Below are 13,512 nucleotides of genomic sequence, written 5' to 3'. Positions count from 1 at the left end.
CCGATGGACCCTCCCGAGGCGACCCCGTCGGGGCCGGTGGACCGCGACGCCCGGCTGGAGACGTTACGACGGTGGTGGCGACTGCCGGGGCCGGTGCGGGCCGAGGTCCGCCGGCTGAGCCGGGAGCGCCGGCACCATCCCGACGACGAGGTCGCCTGGACCGCCTGGCGCTGGGCGCAGGCGGTGCTGCCCCCGGGCGCGCCGGAACCGGGCCGGGCCCGCAACCTTCTCAGCGCCGCCGGCTTCTGGACGCGGCTCGTGGTCGAACTGCTCACCGGCACGGACCCGACCGACCCGCCGGCGCCACACTGGCTGGACCGGCGACGGGCCCGCCGCATCCTGCGCCTGGGGCCGCCCGTCCGCTGACGGCGCGTCCCTGGCCCGGCTCAGTCCTGCGCGAGCAGCCGCTCGCGAACCTCGCGGCGCAGGATCTTGCCGATCTGCGAACGGGGCAGCTCCTCGACGACAACCACCCGGCGCGGCACCTTGTACGCCGTCAGGTGCTGCCGGCAGGACGTGCGCAGGCTCTCCGGATCGGCCGTCCAGTCCTCGTGCAGCACCACCGCTGCGACGACCTCCTCGCCGCCGTGCTCGCCGGGCAGCCCCACCGCGGCGGCGTCGGCCACCCCGGGCACCCGGCGCAGCGCGTCCTCCACTTCGGACGGGTAGACGTTGAAGCCGCCGGTGATGATCAGTTCCTTGATCCGGTCGACCACGGTGACGAAGCCGTCCGGGTCCATCACCACCACGTCCCCGGTACGCAGCCAGCCGCCCGGCAGCAGCACCGCCGCGGTCTCCTCCGGGCGGTTCCAGTAGCCGGAGAACACCTGCGGGCCCCGGATCAGCAGCTCCCCTGCCTCGCCGGGGCCCCGGTCGACCGACGGGTCCTCGGGGTCGACGATGCGGACCTCGGTGGACGGGAACGGCACCCCGACGGTGCCCGGCCGGCGGGCGGGTGAGACCGGGTTGCCCAGCGCCACCGGGGAGGTCTCGGTCATGCCGTACCCCTCGACCAGCAGCCCGCCGGTGACCGACTCCCAGAGCTGGACCGTGGACGGCGGCAGGGCCATCGCGCCGGAGATGGCGTACCGGACGGAGGTGAGGTCGACGCCCCGCTCGCGGGCGGCGGTGGCCAGCTTCTCGTAGATCGGCGGGACGGCGGGCAGGAACGTCGGCGGGCGGCGGCGGACCGCGTCGAGCACCTGGTCGACGTCGAAGCGGGGCAGCAGCACCAGGGTGGCGCCGATGCTCACCGAGAAGGTCAGGCAGAGCGTCAGCCCGTACGCGTGGAACAGCGGCAGGACGGCGTACACCGTCTCCTCGCCGTCGCGCAGCCCCGGCACCCAGGCACGGCCCTGCGCCGCGTTGACGTGCAGGTTGCGGTGGGTCAGCACGGCGCCCTTCGGGATGCCGGTGGTGCCGCCGGTGTACTGCAGCAGCGCGGTGTCGTCCGGGCCGGGCGCGGGGTGCTCGGCGGCCAGCGGCGGCGCGGCGGCCAGCAGCGCGTCCCAGCTCAGCGTGCCCGGCGCCGCAGCGGTCATCGCCGCGCGGGCGGCCCGCGCCTTTGCCAGCGGCAGTCGCAGTGCCCAGCGCTTCGCCCTGGGCAGCGCGCGGGTGAGGTCCACCGCGACCACCGTCTCCACCGCGCCCGCGCCCCGCACCTGCGGCGCCGACTTGTCCCAGACCACGGCGACCCGGGCGCCGTGGTCGGCGAGCTGGTGGGCCAGCTCCTGCGGCGTGTAGAGCGGGTTGTGCTCGACCACCACCGCGCCGAGGCGCAGCGCGGCGTAGAAGGCGATGACGTGCTGCGGACAGTTCGGCAGCACCAGGGCCACCCGGTCGCCCGCGCCGACGCCGAGCCGGCGCAGCGCCTCCGCCGCCCGGGCCACCTGCGCGTCGAGTTCGGCGTAGGTGGTGGTGGACCCGAAGAAGTCCAGCGCGACCCGGGAACCGAACCGGCCGGCCGCCGCGCGCAGCAGGTCGACCAGGGACTCCTCCGACGGGGCGATGGTCGCCGGCACGTCCGGGGCGTAGCTGCGCAGCCAGGGCCGCTCGGTGGTCAGGTCCATCGGGTCTCCCCTCGCTGGGCACGACGGTCCGCCCGGTCGATCACGACGGGGCGCATCCGTGTTCAGCCTAACCTACCTACCAGTAACCTACGCCCCCGTAGGTATGGTTCCTCGGCGCTCGGCTCGGTTGCGGGTCCCGGTCGGGCCGCCGCCGACGGCGCGGGCGGGACACCCGCGCCGCCGACGGTCCGACCGGCGCCCGCCGGTCGGTCAGCAGCCGGTCCAGCGCACCGGCGTCACCCGGCCGTCGTTGCGGAAGCCGACCACCGTGCCGGTGTCCGAGATGGCCCGCGCGCCGACGCCGACCCCTGCTCCGCCCCCGGGCAGCAGGCGGGAGCCGCCGCCGCGGGCGATCCGGTCGCCGCCGACCACCGTCCCGCGCTTGTTGACGTCGGTCACCAACGGCAGCTCGTCGGCGAGTCGCGACCAGGAGCCGTCGCGCAGGTCCCAGCGCACCTTCACCTGGTTGCCGTCCCCGAGGTTGGCCCGACCGATCGCCCAGTGGCCCTGCGCCGCGTAGACGATGGTGGTGCGGGCCCCCGGCACGGTGAGGGTCCGGACGCGTCCGTCCGGGTATCGCACCCAGCCGGTCCACGCCGCGAAGTCGCCGGCGGTGCCGACGATGGTGCCGTCCTCGGTGATGCCCTGCGGCACGGCGTTGGCCGGAAGGTCGAGCACCTCGAACGTGCCGGGCCGGGCGGCCGGCCAGCGCAGCGGGAAGGGGTCGAAGGTGTCCGGGTCCACCCCCACACCGACGATGTCTCCCGTCCCGTTGATTGCCGTCGGCTCCGCGCCGCCGGGCGGCGACGGGAGGAGTTCGAGAGCGCCGTCGCGCAGGATCCACGGCCGGGTCCTGCCATCGGCCCAGCCGTTGCCGACCACCGTGCCGGCGGTGTTGACGTCCGCCACGGCGTCGGCGAGCGGCGACTCGATCGTGGTGAGCCGCCCGCGCTTCCAGAGCAGCAGCAGGAGCTGGTTGCTGTCCTCACCCCTCCGCAGGGCGGTGCCGGCGATGAACCGGCCGGTCCGGTCGATGGCCTGCGCGTCGGCGCGGTAGACGTCGGCGGGGTACGGCAGGGTGGACAGCTTGCAGGCGCTGGCGCTGGCGCTGGCCGTCCGCGGCGCGGCGGTCGCCGGTGCGGTGGCGACGCCGAGCGCGGCGGACAGCAGCCCGGCGGTGGCCGCCAGCATCCTGCGTCGAGCGAGGTGGGCCATCGGTATCTCCCCGTGGTCGGTCCGGGTGCTCCGGACGGTGTGACGGGAGAACCCTCGACGACCAGGTCGGGTTGCAATCTGTCCGATACCTGACAACCCGTTCGCGTTCCCGCCCGCGCCCGCGGCCGGCCCGGGCGTTCGCCTATCGGCGACCGGGGGAGTGCTGTCGCATCAGTTGCCGGCCCCGCACGAAGGCCAGCACGATCACCACCACCAGTGCGATCGCCCCGATGACGACCAGCCAGCGGACCGCCTCGAGGAGCAGCCCCAGCAGGACGAGCGCGCCGCCGACGATGCCGACGATCCAGAGCACGGTCCGCATGTTCGCCTCCCTGATCGACTGTCCGCGCGCCTTCCCCCTGGGCGGCCGGACATGCCGGACGGGTGCGGAAACGTCGGTCAGCGTCGGGCGACGTAGACGGTGTTGGCGCTCTCGCCGCCGGTCAACGGATTGGCGAAGCGGACGACGTGGGCCTGCGAGGTCGGGAACACCTCGGCCAGCACCCGGCCGAACTCCTCGTCCGGCGGGTCGTCCGACCAGAGGGCGAACACCCCGTCCGGGTGCAGCAGGTCGGCCAGCCGGCGCAGCCCGTCCGCCCGGTAGAAGGGGGCGTGGCTGGGGTGCAGGACGTGCCGCGGCGAGTGGTCCACGTCCAGCAGCACGGCGTGGAACCGGCGGTCCGGATCCGCCGGGTCGAGGCCGGTGCCGCCGGCGACGGCGGCGAAGAAGTCGGCCCGCACGAACCGGGTACGCGGGTCGGCCGCCAGCCCGGCGGCGAAGGGGAACAGCTGCCGGCGGTGCCAGTCGATGACGTCCTCGATCGCCTCGACCACCACCAGCGAGCGCACCCGGGGGTCCTCCAACGCGGTCCGCGCGGTGTACCCGAGGCCGAGGCCGCCGACCACCACGTCCAGGGCGTCCCCGGTCAGCGGGGCCAGGCCCAACCGGGCCAGCTCGATCTCCGCCACCGGGAAGAGGCTGGACATCAGGAACTCGTCGTCGAGCTTCACCTCGTACACGTCGACGTCGAGCGCCGGGTCACGGCGCCGACGCAGGCTGATCTCGCCGATCGGGGTCTCCCGCCAGGCCAGTTCCTCGAATCGCGCGCCCACCCGGCCTCCTCGCCGCCACCGTCCGTGCGGGATGCTACCGGTCGGGTCCGGCCCATCCCGCGACCCTGACCGGCCGGCGCGCTCTGCGGTGACCCCCACCCCGGCGGTCACGCCGCCCGGGTCGCCACCACCACCGTGTCGAGCGCGTCCACGGTGTCGCCGTCGACGGTCACCGGGCGGCGGGCCGTCTCCGCGCGCCGTACCCGCAGCCCGTCGAGACCGGCGGTCACCTCCTCCGGGGTGAGCAGGATCGTCGGCTCGCGCGGGCCGCCCACCCCGCCCTCCAGGTTGGCCCGGTCGTGCCCGACCACCACCACCGTGCCGCCGGGCCGCAGCGCGTCCCGCGCCCCGGCCAGCACCGTCGCCAGCGCGGCCGGGGGCAGATGCAGGTAGGCGACCAGCACCAGGTCGTACCGGCCGGGCTCGGGCGCGTCGGCGGTGACGTCCGCGACCCGCCAGTCCACCGGTACGCCCCGGCGCGCGGCCAGCTCCCGGCCGCGCGTCACCGCCACCGGTGAGAAGTCGACCGCGGTCACCCGCCAGCCCCGCCCGGCCAGCCAGACCGCGTTGCGCCCCTCCCCGGCGGCGAGGTCGAGCGCCCCACCCGGGGGCAGGTCGGCGGTCGCCTCCACCACGAAACGGTTCGGCTCGGCGGTCCACACCAGCTCCGTCGAGGCGGCGTACCGCGCGTCCCATTCACTGCTGTCCACCGTCCGGTTATACGCGACGCGGCAAGCGGGGGTGCGACATGCGGGCTGGCCGGCACGGCGCCCCTGGAGCCGTGACGACGCAGGGTCGCCGGGACATCGACGCAGCGCATATCCTGTCCGCCGACGACTCGCCGGAAGGGACGCCATGCCGTCGCGGCAGGACCAGCTCCACTCGTACCAGTTCACCGTGCAGCGGGCGGTCGCCGCGCTGGTGATGCGGGAGACCGACCCGGCGCGGTCGCCGTTCCGGCGGCTCGCCGGCGCCGGTCTGGCGAGCGTGCTGGTGGCCGCGATCGGGCTCGGCGGCTTCGCCCTCTACGGCCTCTTCGCCGGCGGTGGCAGCAAGTGGCGCGACCCGGGCGCGGTGATCGTCGAGAAGGAGTCCGGCGCCCGGTTCGTCTACCGGGACGGCAAGCTGCACCCGGTGCTCAACTACGCCTCCGCGCTGCTGATCATCGGCGCCGAGCGGTCCAGCACGGTGCTGGTCTCCCGCCGGTCCATCGAGGGGGTGCCCCGGGGCCTGCCGCTGGGCATCGCCGACGCGCCGGACTCGCTGCCCGCCCCCGGGCGGCTCTCGACCGCCGCGTGGACGGTCTGCTCGGTCGTGCCGGCCGAGACCGAGCGTCCGACGCCCCGCTCGGCGCTGCTCATCGGTCGGGAGGCCACCGGCGGGCGGCCGACCGGCGAGGAGGGGGTGCTGGTCCGGCATCCGGACGGCACGCTGCATCTCGTCTGGCGGGAGCGACGCTTCCTGCTGCGCGACACCAGCCGGGTGCTGGCGGCCCTGGCCGCCACCCGGGAGCGGGCGGTGCCGGTGGCGCCCGCCCTGCTCAACACGCTGCCCGCGGGCGCCGACCTGGCCCCGCCGGCCCTGCCCGAGCTGGGCCGGCCCGCCGCCCGGGTCGCCGGCGCCGCGGTCGGTGACGTCTACCTGGTCCGCAATTCCGGCGGCGGCCGGCAGTACGCGGTCGCCGAATCCGACGGCCTCGCCGGTATCACCGAGTTGCAGGCGGCCCTGCTGATGGCCCGCACCGGTCAGGGCGACCCGAAGCCGATCACCCTCGGCCGGTTCGCCGCCCTGCCCAAGCTGCCGGATCTGGTGCCCAGCGGCCCCACGGCCCCACCCGCGTCGCCGCCCCGGCTGGCCGGCGTGGACGGTGGCGCGCTCTGCGCGCGGGTCGGCGACGACGGCGAGGTCCGCGACGTCCGCGTCGGCGCCACCCTGCCCGACCTGACCGCCGTGGCCCGCACCGGCGCCGCCACCGGGCGGGGTGGGGTGCTCGCCGACCACGTGGTGGTCGAGCCCGGCCGGGGCGCGGTGGTGGAGTCCGTCGCCGCGCCCGGAGCGACCGGCGGCGCGGTCTCCGTCGTCACCGACCTGGGCCGGCGGTACGTGCTGGCCGGCACCGAGGTGCTGGGCATGCTCGGCTACCGCGACGTGCGGCCGGTCCGGCTGCCGGCCGGCCTGGTCAGCCTGGTGCCCGCCGGCAGCCCGCTCGACCCCGCCGCCGCGCGGGCGGTGGCCGCCCCCGCCTGAACCGGGCCTGGCGATGGTCGGGCCCGGGGCGCCCGCCGCGAGTGGGTCAGGGGGCGGGACGGCGGGCGGTCAGGGCGCAGGACGGCGGGCGGCGCAGGACGGCGGGCGGTCAGGGCGCGGGGCGGCGGAGCACGCTGACCGCGAAGTCGGCGTCGTCGCGCCACGGACGCAGGTCCCAGGTGGCGAAGCGGTGCTCGGGGCGCAGCCCGGCGGCGACCGCGTCGCCGTCGAAGTCCGCCAGCCGGTAGCCCCGGTCGGTGCCGAAGCCGACCAGCACCACGCCGTCGGGGCGCAGGTGCGCGGCGATCCGGGCCAGCACGTCCCGTTCGGTGCCCGGAGCGACGAACGCCATCACGTTGCCCGCCACCACGGCCGCGTCGAAGGGCTCCGGCTCGCCGGCCGCGGCCAGGTCCAGTGCGGCGAGGTCGCCGACCAGCCAGCGCGGGCCGGGATGGTCGGCCCGGGCGGCCTCGACCAGCGCCGGGTCGGCGTCCACCCCGACCACCCGGTGACCGCGGGCGGCCAGCGCGGCGCCGACCCGGCCGGTGCCGCAGCCGGCGTCCAGGATCCGCGAGCCGGGCGCGACCATGGCGTCCACCAGGCGCGCCTCGCCGGCGAGGTCGGCGCCCTCGGCGGCGAGCTTGCGGAACCGGTCGATGTACCACTGCGAGTGCCCGGGACCGGTCTCGGTCGCCCAGCGGGTCGGGTTGGTCATGCCGCCACGGTAACCGGCGCCCGGCGGGGCGGCCCGGCGGTCAGGGCAGCCGGGCGACGGTGACGAACTCGTTGTAGGTGAAGAGCTTGCCGAGCGCCCGGGGGAAGGGGAACGAGTACTGCCGCACCACGGTCATGCCGAGGTCGCGCGCGGCCTCGGCCGCCTCGGCGAACCCGACGAACCGGACGTGGCTGGCGTCGCTGGCATACCCGCGCTCCTGCGGGGTGATGAAGACGGCGGTGCCGCCGGAGCGGACGAACGGCAGGTACGAGGAGACCACCTCCAGCGCCTGGCCGGCGGGGAGGTGCTCCAGCAGGTGGGCGGCGAGCAGCGAGTCGAAGGCGTCCGGGCGGGCGTGCTCGGAGCGGAAGAACTCCTCGACCGTGTACGCCTCGTGCCCGGCGGCCCGGGCGTGCGCGATCGACGTGGCGTTGTGGTCGACCCCGACGGCGCCGTCGCCGAGGTTCGCGAGGTTGCGGCCGAGCCCGCAGCCCACGTCGAGGGTACGGCCCAGGCCGAGCCGCCGCAGGTTCCACCGGTACGGCGCCTGCACGTCGAGCAGCTGCTTCCAGCGCGCGCCACCCAGGCGTTGCAGCCGACGGGTGTAGTCCTCACCCTGGGTGCCCGTTGGAGCTTCCTGCCGTGCTCGACCCATCGCCGGCCCCTTTGCCTGTCGCGGATACGGATGCGGCGCTCGCGCACCTACCGGCGGCACGCGCAGGGCGTTCCACCGGCCTCCCCCGTACCCGCCGGGGCGGGTTTTCGAACGATGCTACGGACGACGTGGCCGTTCGGCACGATGATCTGGCAGGTGTTTCGAGGCGTGATCGCGGCGTCCACGGACGGTGACCGGAGGTCGGTCACCGTCCGTGGGCGGGTGGTCAGCCCTTCTCCGCGCCGGCGGTGAGACCCTCGGTGAGCAGCCGCTCACTGGCGAAGAAGAGGATCACGATGGGCAGGGTGAGGATCACCGACCCGGCCATCAGCACGGTCTTGGGCACCTCGACGCCGTCGGCGAGCAGGGAGAGCCCCAGCGACACCGTCCACCGGTCGGGCTTGTCGACCAGGAAGAGCAGCGCGAAGAGGAACTCGTTCCAGGCGATCATGAAGTCGTAGAGCGCGACCGCCATGATCGACGGGGCGGCCAGGGGCAGGCTGATCCGGCGGATGATGCCGAGTCGGCCGGCCCCGTCGATCGCCGCGGACTCCTCCAGGCTGATCGGGATGGTCTCGAAGTAGTTCTTCAACATGTAGACCGAGACCGGCAGGGTCTGCGAGATGTAGACCAGCACCAGGCCGAACAGGGACCCGCGCAGCCCGGCCCGGGTGAAGACCACGAAGAGCGGGATGGCGATGACGATCGACGGGAACAGGTAGACGGCCAGGAACAGGACATTGACCTGCCGACGGCCGAAGAACCGCAACCGGGAGACGGCGTACGCGCCGGGGATCGCCACCAGCAGCGTCAGCAGCGTCGCGGCCAGGGCGACCAGGCCGCTGTTGCGGATGAAGGTGAGGAAACCCTGGCCGCCGTCCTCGGCGGCCTTCAACACCTCGGTGTACGTCGCCACGGTGAGCTCGCCCAGCGGCACCCACAGCGAGCCGGGGTCGAGCAGCAGCCGTTCGATGGGGCGTACCGAGAGCACCAGCATGTACCAGAACGGCAGCAGGGTGACCAGCAGGAACGCGGTGACCACCAGCCGGCGCAGCCAGCGCAGCGAGACGGTCTCGATCCGGTCGCGGTCCATCACGCCTCCCTGCGTCCGGCGAAGAAGCGCAGGTAGATCGCGACGAAGACGATCAGCACCACGGCCAGCACGACGGCCTGCGCCGCCGCCGCTCCGATGTCGGTCCGCGCGGTGAGGAACTGGTAGACCCGGACGCTGACCACCTCGGTGCCGGCGGAGCCGCCGGTGAGCAGGTAGACGTCGTCGAACTTGTTGAACGTCATGATGAACCGCAGCACGCCCAGCAGGGCGATCACCGGCATCAGCTGGGGCAGCAGGATGTGCCGGAACCGCTGGGTCGGGGTGGCGCCGTCCACCCGGGCGGCCTCCTCCAGCTCGCCGGGGACGGCCTGGAGCCGGGCCAGCAGGAACAGGAACGCGAACGGGAAGTAGCGCCACGCCTCGAACGCGATCACCGTGGCGAGGGCGGTCGAGTCCTGGGACAGGAAGGGGATCGGGGCGTCCCAGCCGAGGAAGCGCTGCCCCCAGTCGTTGACGATGCCGAGCTGGGGGTCGAGCATCACCTGCCAGACGAAGGCCACCGCGACCACCGGCGCCACGTACGGCAGCAGCATCGAGGCCCGGACCAGCGTCCGGCCCCGGAACGGCCGGCGGACCACCAGCGCGGCGACCAGGCCGAGCGCGATCGACCCGGCGGTGCCGCCGAGGCTGTAAAGCACCGTGGTCCACAGCGTGTCGGCGAAGCCCGGCGTATTCAGCACCCGGTCGAAGTTGCTCAGCGTCAGCTCACCGAAGAGCCCGGTCTTGCGCAGGGTGGCCAGGCGTACCCGCTGGAAGGCCAGCACCACCGTCCAGACGATCGGGATGCCGATCACCGCGACCACGACGAGCAGGGTCGGCGCAACCAGTGCGAGCCCGGCGCGCGACTCCCGGCGACGCAGCGTGAGCGGGCGTCGGCGGCCGGGGCCGGGCCGCTCCCGGGTGGGGGAGCGGCCGGCCTCCGGCGGAGCCGTCGTCAATTGACGCCCGCCTTGATCGCCTCCACGTCCTTCTTCGCCCGGGCGGCCGCCGCGCCGGCGTCGCTCTTGCCGCCGACGACGTCCGCGAGGGCCTTGGGTACGGGCAGTTCGCCCAGGATCGCGCCGACCAGCTTGCCCTGGCCCTGGGTCAGGCCCCAGCGCTGGAAGGTGTCCGGGCTCGTGCGCAGGCCGGTCAGCACCTCGGCGCCGTACACCTCGGAGAGTGGCTTCTTCGCGTCCACCCCGGCCTGGCTGGTGTTCCAGGCGGTGAGGAATTTCTCCTTGTCGTCGGCGGTGCCCTTGCGGACCGGGAAGCGCCCCTCCGGGGACATGCCGAACCAGCGCGGGTAGCCGTCGGAGAGCAGGTACTCCACGAAGGACTTCGCCGGGTCGGCGGCGGCCTCGTTCAGCACCGCCCAGGAGCTGATCTCGCCGTACTGGGCCGGCTCCGCGCCGTTCGGTCCCTTGATGGCGGTGACGAAGCCGCTGTTCTTCGCCAGCCAGCTCGGATCCTTCGCGCACTGGGGACAGGTCGGCTTGGCGTCGTTGCGCAGCCCGGCCAGCTCATCGAGGATGAACGGCGACCAGATCAGCATGGCGGCCTTGCCGGCGAAGTAGGTGGCCCGGGTGGTGTCCACGTCCTGCGCGCCCTTCACGGAGTGGTTGCGCATCAGGTCGCCGTAGAAGCGGAACGCCTCGACGCATTCGGGGGAGTCCAGCTTGACCGCGCCGGAGTCGTCGGTGAGCTGACAGTTGTTGGCCAGGGCCAGGTGCTCGAAGGTCTGCTGGGTGAAGACGTCGCCCGGGGCGGTGGCCGCCGTGATGCCGGCGACCCCGCCGGTGTTCAGCTTCGCCGCCGCGGCGGTGATCTTCTCGTACGTGTCGGGGGCGGGCAGGCCGGCGGCGTCGAAGAGGTCCTTGCGGTAGACCAGCAACTGCCCCCACCCGTCGCTGGGTACCGAGAGCTGCTTCCCGTCGTCGGAGGTCAGTTCCAGGGCCCGTGGCGAGAAGGTGTCCCGCCCCAGCTTGTCGACGATCTCCTTGTTGGCGTCGGGATGCAGCAGCTCGTTGCCGGCGAGGGTGCGGATGCCGGCGAGCGACACCGACCCGACGACGTCGGGCAGCTCCCCGGCGGCGGCGCTGGAGGCGATGAGAGAGGGGAACTGGTCCTCGTTGACGGTGACCAGATTGACCTTCACGCCGGTCTTGGCGGTGTAGTCGGCGATGATCGCCTTGGTGGCGGTGACCCGGTCGGCCACGTCCTCGAGGCTCCAGACGGTTATTTCGGAACTGTCGCTTTTAGACTCGTCGTCGCTGCAGGCCAGCAGGCTCGCCCCGGTTACTGCGAGGATCAGGGTGGCGGCCAGCATCCGCATCGGAGGGGATGACATCTGTGGCACTCCTCTCGAAGGGTACATGAGGGATTCAACGTGCTGGATTGATCAATCACAAGACATATAGCGATTTTTTGTTAAGATTGAGCCCGGTACGTCCCGGGAGTGGCACCATGGGCAACTGGGTTGTCTCGCTGGCCGGGCCGCGGCGCGTGAGCCTCGAGCCCTGCCCCACCGATCCGCTCGGCCCGGGCCAGGTCCGGGTCCGCACCTGCTATTCGGGCATCTCCGCCGGCACCGAGCTCACCCTGTTCCGGGGGAGCAATCCCCGGCTCAGCAAGGACTGGGACGACGCCAGCCGGATGTTCATCCCCCGGCAGACCCCCGTGCCGTACCCGCTGGTCGGCTTCGGCTACGAGGAGGTCGGCGAGATCGTCGAGGTCGCCGACGACGTGGCCGACCGACATCCGGGCCAGCTCGTCTGGGGCATCTGGGGGCACCGGGCCGAGGCCGTCCTGCCGGCCGGCGCGGTCAACCCGCTCGCCCCCGGGCTCAACCCGCTCGCCGCCGTCTTCGCCCGCCCCGGCGCCATCGCGCTGACGGCCGTCCTCGCCGGGGACCTGCACCTCGGCGACTGGGTCGGGATCTTCGGGCAGGGCGTCATCGGGCTGCTCGCCACCCGGCTGGCCAGCCTTTCCGGGGCCCGGGTGGTCGCCGTCGACCGGGTGCCCGCCCGGCTGGAACGGGCCGCCCGCCTCGGGGCCCGGCGCACCGTCGACGCCGGTGTCGACTCCGCCGCCGCGGTGCTGCGCGAGGCCACCGCCGGCCGGGGCGCGGACGTCTGCCTGGAGCTGTCCGGGGCGTACCCGGCGCTGCACGAGGCGATCCGCGCCACCACCCACGCCGGCCGCGTGGTGGCCGGCGGCTTCTACCAGGGCCAGGCCGACGGGCTGGGCCTCGGCGAGGAGTTCCACCACAACCGGATCCAGCTGGTGGCGGCCCAGGTCTCCGGGCCCGCCCCGGCGCCCGGCCTGGCCGGCCGGTGGTCCGGTACCCGCATCGCCCACACCTTCATGGACCTGGTGGCCGAGGGCAGCGTCGACCCGCTGCCGCTGGTGAGCCACGTCGTGGACGCCCGCGCGGTGGCCGACGCGCTCGCGTTGCTCGACCGCGGTGCCGGTGACGTCCTACAAGTCGTGCTGGAGTTCTGATGTCCATCCCGCTCGCCTGCCAGGAGCAACTGCTCCCGGGCACCAACCTGCCCCAGAAGTTCGCTCTCGCCACCGCCCTCGGCTACCAGGGCATCGAGCTGCGCGGCCGGGGCGACCTCGCCCTCGCCCGCCGGCTGCCGGAGCTGCGCCGGGCCCGCGCCGAGGGGGTGGTCATGCCCACCGTCTGCGTGGAGATGGACCACTTCATCGGCGACTTCGACCCGGCGCGCTCCCGCGACGCGGTCGCCAACCTGCGCTCCCAGCTCACCGTGATCGCCGAACTCGGCGGGATCGGCGCGATGACCCCCGCCGCCTGGGGGATGTTCTCCCGCCGGCTGCCCCCGTTCGAACCGCCCCGCCCGCCCGGCGGCGACCGGCAGGTGCTCGTCGACGCCCTGGGCGACCTCGGCGAGCACGCCCGCGCCGAGGGCGTCACCCTCTTCCTCGAACCGCTCAACCGGTACGAGGACCACATGGTCAACCGGCTGGACGAGGCGGTCGCGCTCTGCGCCGCCGTCGGCCTGCCCTCGGTGCGGGTGGTCGCCGACACCTTCCACATGAACATCGAGGAGGACGACGTGCACGCCGCCCTGCGCGCCGCCGCGCCGTACCTGGGGCACGTGCAGGTCAGCGACTCCAACCGGTTCCAGCCCGGCGCCGGGCACCTGGACTGGCCGGCGCTGCTGCGCACGCTGCGCGACATCGGCTACCCGGGCTGGCTGGCGTTGGAGTGCCGGCTGCGCGGCGACCCGGTCCGGGCACTGCAACAGGCGGCGACCGTGCTCCGGCACGCCCAGCCCCGGCAGGCGGCGGCGTGAGCACCGGCGCCGCCGGCCCGTCCGGCCTCGGCGCGCCCCCCGCCGACGACCCGGACGGCGGCCCCGCCCCGAGGGCCGGCGCG

At 74.2% G+C, this 13,512-nt stretch carries 14 protein-coding genes; 4 read left to right on the top strand and 10 right to left on the bottom strand.

Annotated elements, in window-relative coordinates:
- Positions 1 to 3: 3 nt before the first annotated feature.
- Positions 4 to 366 (top strand): hypothetical protein, encoded by a 363-nt coding sequence (locus tag ACTMS9_RS27440; RefSeq protein ID WP_441166349.1) that lies wholly within the window; start codon positions 4 to 6, stop codon positions 364 to 366.
- A gap of 20 nt (positions 367 to 386) precedes the next feature.
- Here ACTMS9_RS27440 and ACTMS9_RS27435 read toward each other — a convergent pair whose 3' ends face one another.
- The 5 genes from ACTMS9_RS27435 to ACTMS9_RS27415 form a co-directional block, all read right to left on the bottom strand.
- The gene (locus ACTMS9_RS27435) at positions 387 to 2,069 is read right to left on the bottom strand and encodes a long-chain-fatty-acid--CoA ligase (protein ID WP_441166348.1); all 1,683 of its coding nucleotides are present in this window, start codon (positions 2,067 to 2,069) and stop codon (positions 387 to 389) included.
- 210 nt (positions 2,070 to 2,279) lie between these two features.
- Complete coding sequence (locus ACTMS9_RS27430) at positions 2,280 to 3,284, bottom strand: hypothetical protein (RefSeq protein ID WP_441148303.1); 1,005 nt, start codon at positions 3,282 to 3,284, stop codon at positions 2,280 to 2,282.
- 142 nt (positions 3,285 to 3,426) lie between these two features.
- Positions 3,427 to 3,606: a hypothetical protein gene (locus ACTMS9_RS27425; protein WP_280837714.1), complete on the bottom strand. Its 180-nt coding sequence runs from the start codon at positions 3,604 to 3,606 to the stop codon at positions 3,427 to 3,429.
- A gap of 77 nt (positions 3,607 to 3,683) precedes the next feature.
- Complete coding sequence (locus ACTMS9_RS27420; protein ID WP_441148302.1) at positions 3,684 to 4,397, bottom strand: spermidine synthase; 714 nt, start codon at positions 4,395 to 4,397, stop codon at positions 3,684 to 3,686.
- Between the two features lie 107 nt (positions 4,398 to 4,504).
- Positions 4,505 to 5,107 carry a class I SAM-dependent methyltransferase gene (locus ACTMS9_RS27415; protein WP_441148301.1) on the bottom strand — a complete coding sequence of 201 codons (603 nt, stop codon included), beginning with the start codon at positions 5,105 to 5,107 and terminating at the stop codon, positions 4,505 to 4,507.
- A 145-nt stretch (positions 5,108 to 5,252) separates the two neighbouring features.
- Here ACTMS9_RS27415 and eccB point away from each other — a divergent pair, with 145 nt between their 5' ends.
- On the top strand, positions 5,253 to 6,644 hold the full coding sequence (eccB, locus tag ACTMS9_RS27410; protein ID WP_441148300.1) for a type VII secretion protein EccB: 1,392 nt from the start codon (positions 5,253 to 5,255) through the stop codon (positions 6,642 to 6,644).
- A 109-nt stretch (positions 6,645 to 6,753) separates the two neighbouring features.
- Here the strand turns inward: eccB and ACTMS9_RS27405 are convergent, their stop codons facing one another.
- The 5 genes from ACTMS9_RS27405 to ACTMS9_RS27385 all read right to left on the bottom strand — a co-directional run bounded on the left by ACTMS9_RS27405 (position 6,754) and on the right by ACTMS9_RS27385 (position 11,457).
- A complete protein-coding gene (locus tag ACTMS9_RS27405; protein WP_377606854.1) occupies positions 6,754 to 7,359 on the bottom strand; it encodes a class I SAM-dependent methyltransferase in 606 nt (201 codons plus the stop codon).
- Positions 7,360 to 7,399: 40 nt separating this feature from the next.
- Entirely contained in the window at positions 7,400 to 8,014 is a 615-nt protein-coding gene (locus tag ACTMS9_RS27400) for a methyltransferase domain-containing protein (protein WP_441148299.1), read from the bottom strand.
- 226 nt (positions 8,015 to 8,240) lie between these two features.
- A complete protein-coding gene (locus ACTMS9_RS27395) occupies positions 8,241 to 9,107 on the bottom strand; it encodes a carbohydrate ABC transporter permease (RefSeq protein WP_280837708.1) in 867 nt (288 codons plus the stop codon).
- Positions 9,107 to 10,066, bottom strand: a complete 960-nt coding sequence (locus tag ACTMS9_RS27390; protein WP_441148298.1) for a carbohydrate ABC transporter permease — start codon at positions 10,064 to 10,066, stop codon at positions 9,107 to 9,109. The genes ACTMS9_RS27395 and ACTMS9_RS27390 overlap by 1 nt, the downstream gene beginning before the upstream one ends.
- A complete protein-coding gene (locus tag ACTMS9_RS27385) occupies positions 10,063 to 11,457 on the bottom strand; it encodes an ABC transporter substrate-binding protein (RefSeq protein ID WP_441148297.1) in 1,395 nt (464 codons plus the stop codon). The genes ACTMS9_RS27390 and ACTMS9_RS27385 overlap by 4 nt, the downstream gene beginning before the upstream one ends.
- 116 nt (positions 11,458 to 11,573) lie before the next feature.
- Here ACTMS9_RS27385 and ACTMS9_RS27380 point away from each other — a divergent pair, with 116 nt between their 5' ends.
- Together ACTMS9_RS27380 and ACTMS9_RS27375 are read left to right on the top strand one after the other, a co-directional pair.
- Entirely contained in the window at positions 11,574 to 12,611 is a 1,038-nt protein-coding gene (locus ACTMS9_RS27380) for a zinc-binding dehydrogenase (RefSeq protein WP_441166347.1), read from the top strand.
- Positions 12,611 to 13,429 carry a TIM barrel protein gene (locus tag ACTMS9_RS27375; protein ID WP_441148295.1) on the top strand — a complete coding sequence of 273 codons (819 nt, stop codon included), beginning with the start codon at positions 12,611 to 12,613 and terminating at the stop codon, positions 13,427 to 13,429. Before ACTMS9_RS27380 ends, ACTMS9_RS27375 begins: the two co-directional genes overlap by 1 nt.
- The last annotated feature ends 83 nt before the right edge of the window (positions 13,430 to 13,512 follow it).

Source organism: Micromonospora sp. L31, assembly GCF_052068075.1.
Lineage (GTDB): Bacteria > Actinomycetota > Actinomycetes > Mycobacteriales > Micromonosporaceae > Micromonospora > Micromonospora purpureochromogenes.
This window is presented reverse-complemented; position numbering and strand designations above follow the sequence as displayed.

What these genes read in the sequence shown, in the direction of transcription:
- ACTMS9_RS27380 (WP_441166347.1), top strand. Translation starts at nt 11,574, where the DNA reads ATGGGCAACTGGGTTGTCTCGCTGGCCGGGCCGCGGCGCGTGAGCCTC.
- ACTMS9_RS27405 (WP_377606854.1), bottom strand. Translation starts at nt 7,359, where the DNA reads ATGACCAACCCGACCCGCTGGGCGACCGAGACCGGTCCCGGGCACTCG.
- ACTMS9_RS27400 (WP_441148299.1), bottom strand. Translation starts at nt 8,014, where the DNA reads ATGGGTCGAGCACGGCAGGAAGCTCCAACGGGCACCCAGGGTGAGGAC.
- ACTMS9_RS27430 (WP_441148303.1), bottom strand. Translation starts at nt 3,284, where the DNA reads ATGGCCCACCTCGCTCGACGCAGGATGCTGGCGGCCACCGCCGGGCTG.
- ACTMS9_RS27440 (WP_441166349.1), top strand. Translation starts at nt 4, where the DNA reads ATGGACCCTCCCGAGGCGACCCCGTCGGGGCCGGTGGACCGCGACGCC.
- ACTMS9_RS27375 (WP_441148295.1), top strand. Translation starts at nt 12,611, where the DNA reads ATGTCCATCCCGCTCGCCTGCCAGGAGCAACTGCTCCCGGGCACCAAC.
- ACTMS9_RS27395 (WP_280837708.1), bottom strand. Translation starts at nt 9,107, where the DNA reads ATGGACCGCGACCGGATCGAGACCGTCTCGCTGCGCTGGCTGCGCCGG.
- ACTMS9_RS27425 (WP_280837714.1), bottom strand. Translation starts at nt 3,606, where the DNA reads ATGCGGACCGTGCTCTGGATCGTCGGCATCGTCGGCGGCGCGCTCGTC.
- ACTMS9_RS27435 (WP_441166348.1), bottom strand. Translation starts at nt 2,069, where the DNA reads ATGGACCTGACCACCGAGCGGCCCTGGCTGCGCAGCTACGCCCCGGAC.
- eccB (WP_441148300.1), top strand. Translation starts at nt 5,253, where the DNA reads ATGCCGTCGCGGCAGGACCAGCTCCACTCGTACCAGTTCACCGTGCAG.
- ACTMS9_RS27385 (WP_441148297.1), bottom strand. Translation starts at nt 11,457, where the DNA reads ATGTCATCCCCTCCGATGCGGATGCTGGCCGCCACCCTGATCCTCGCA.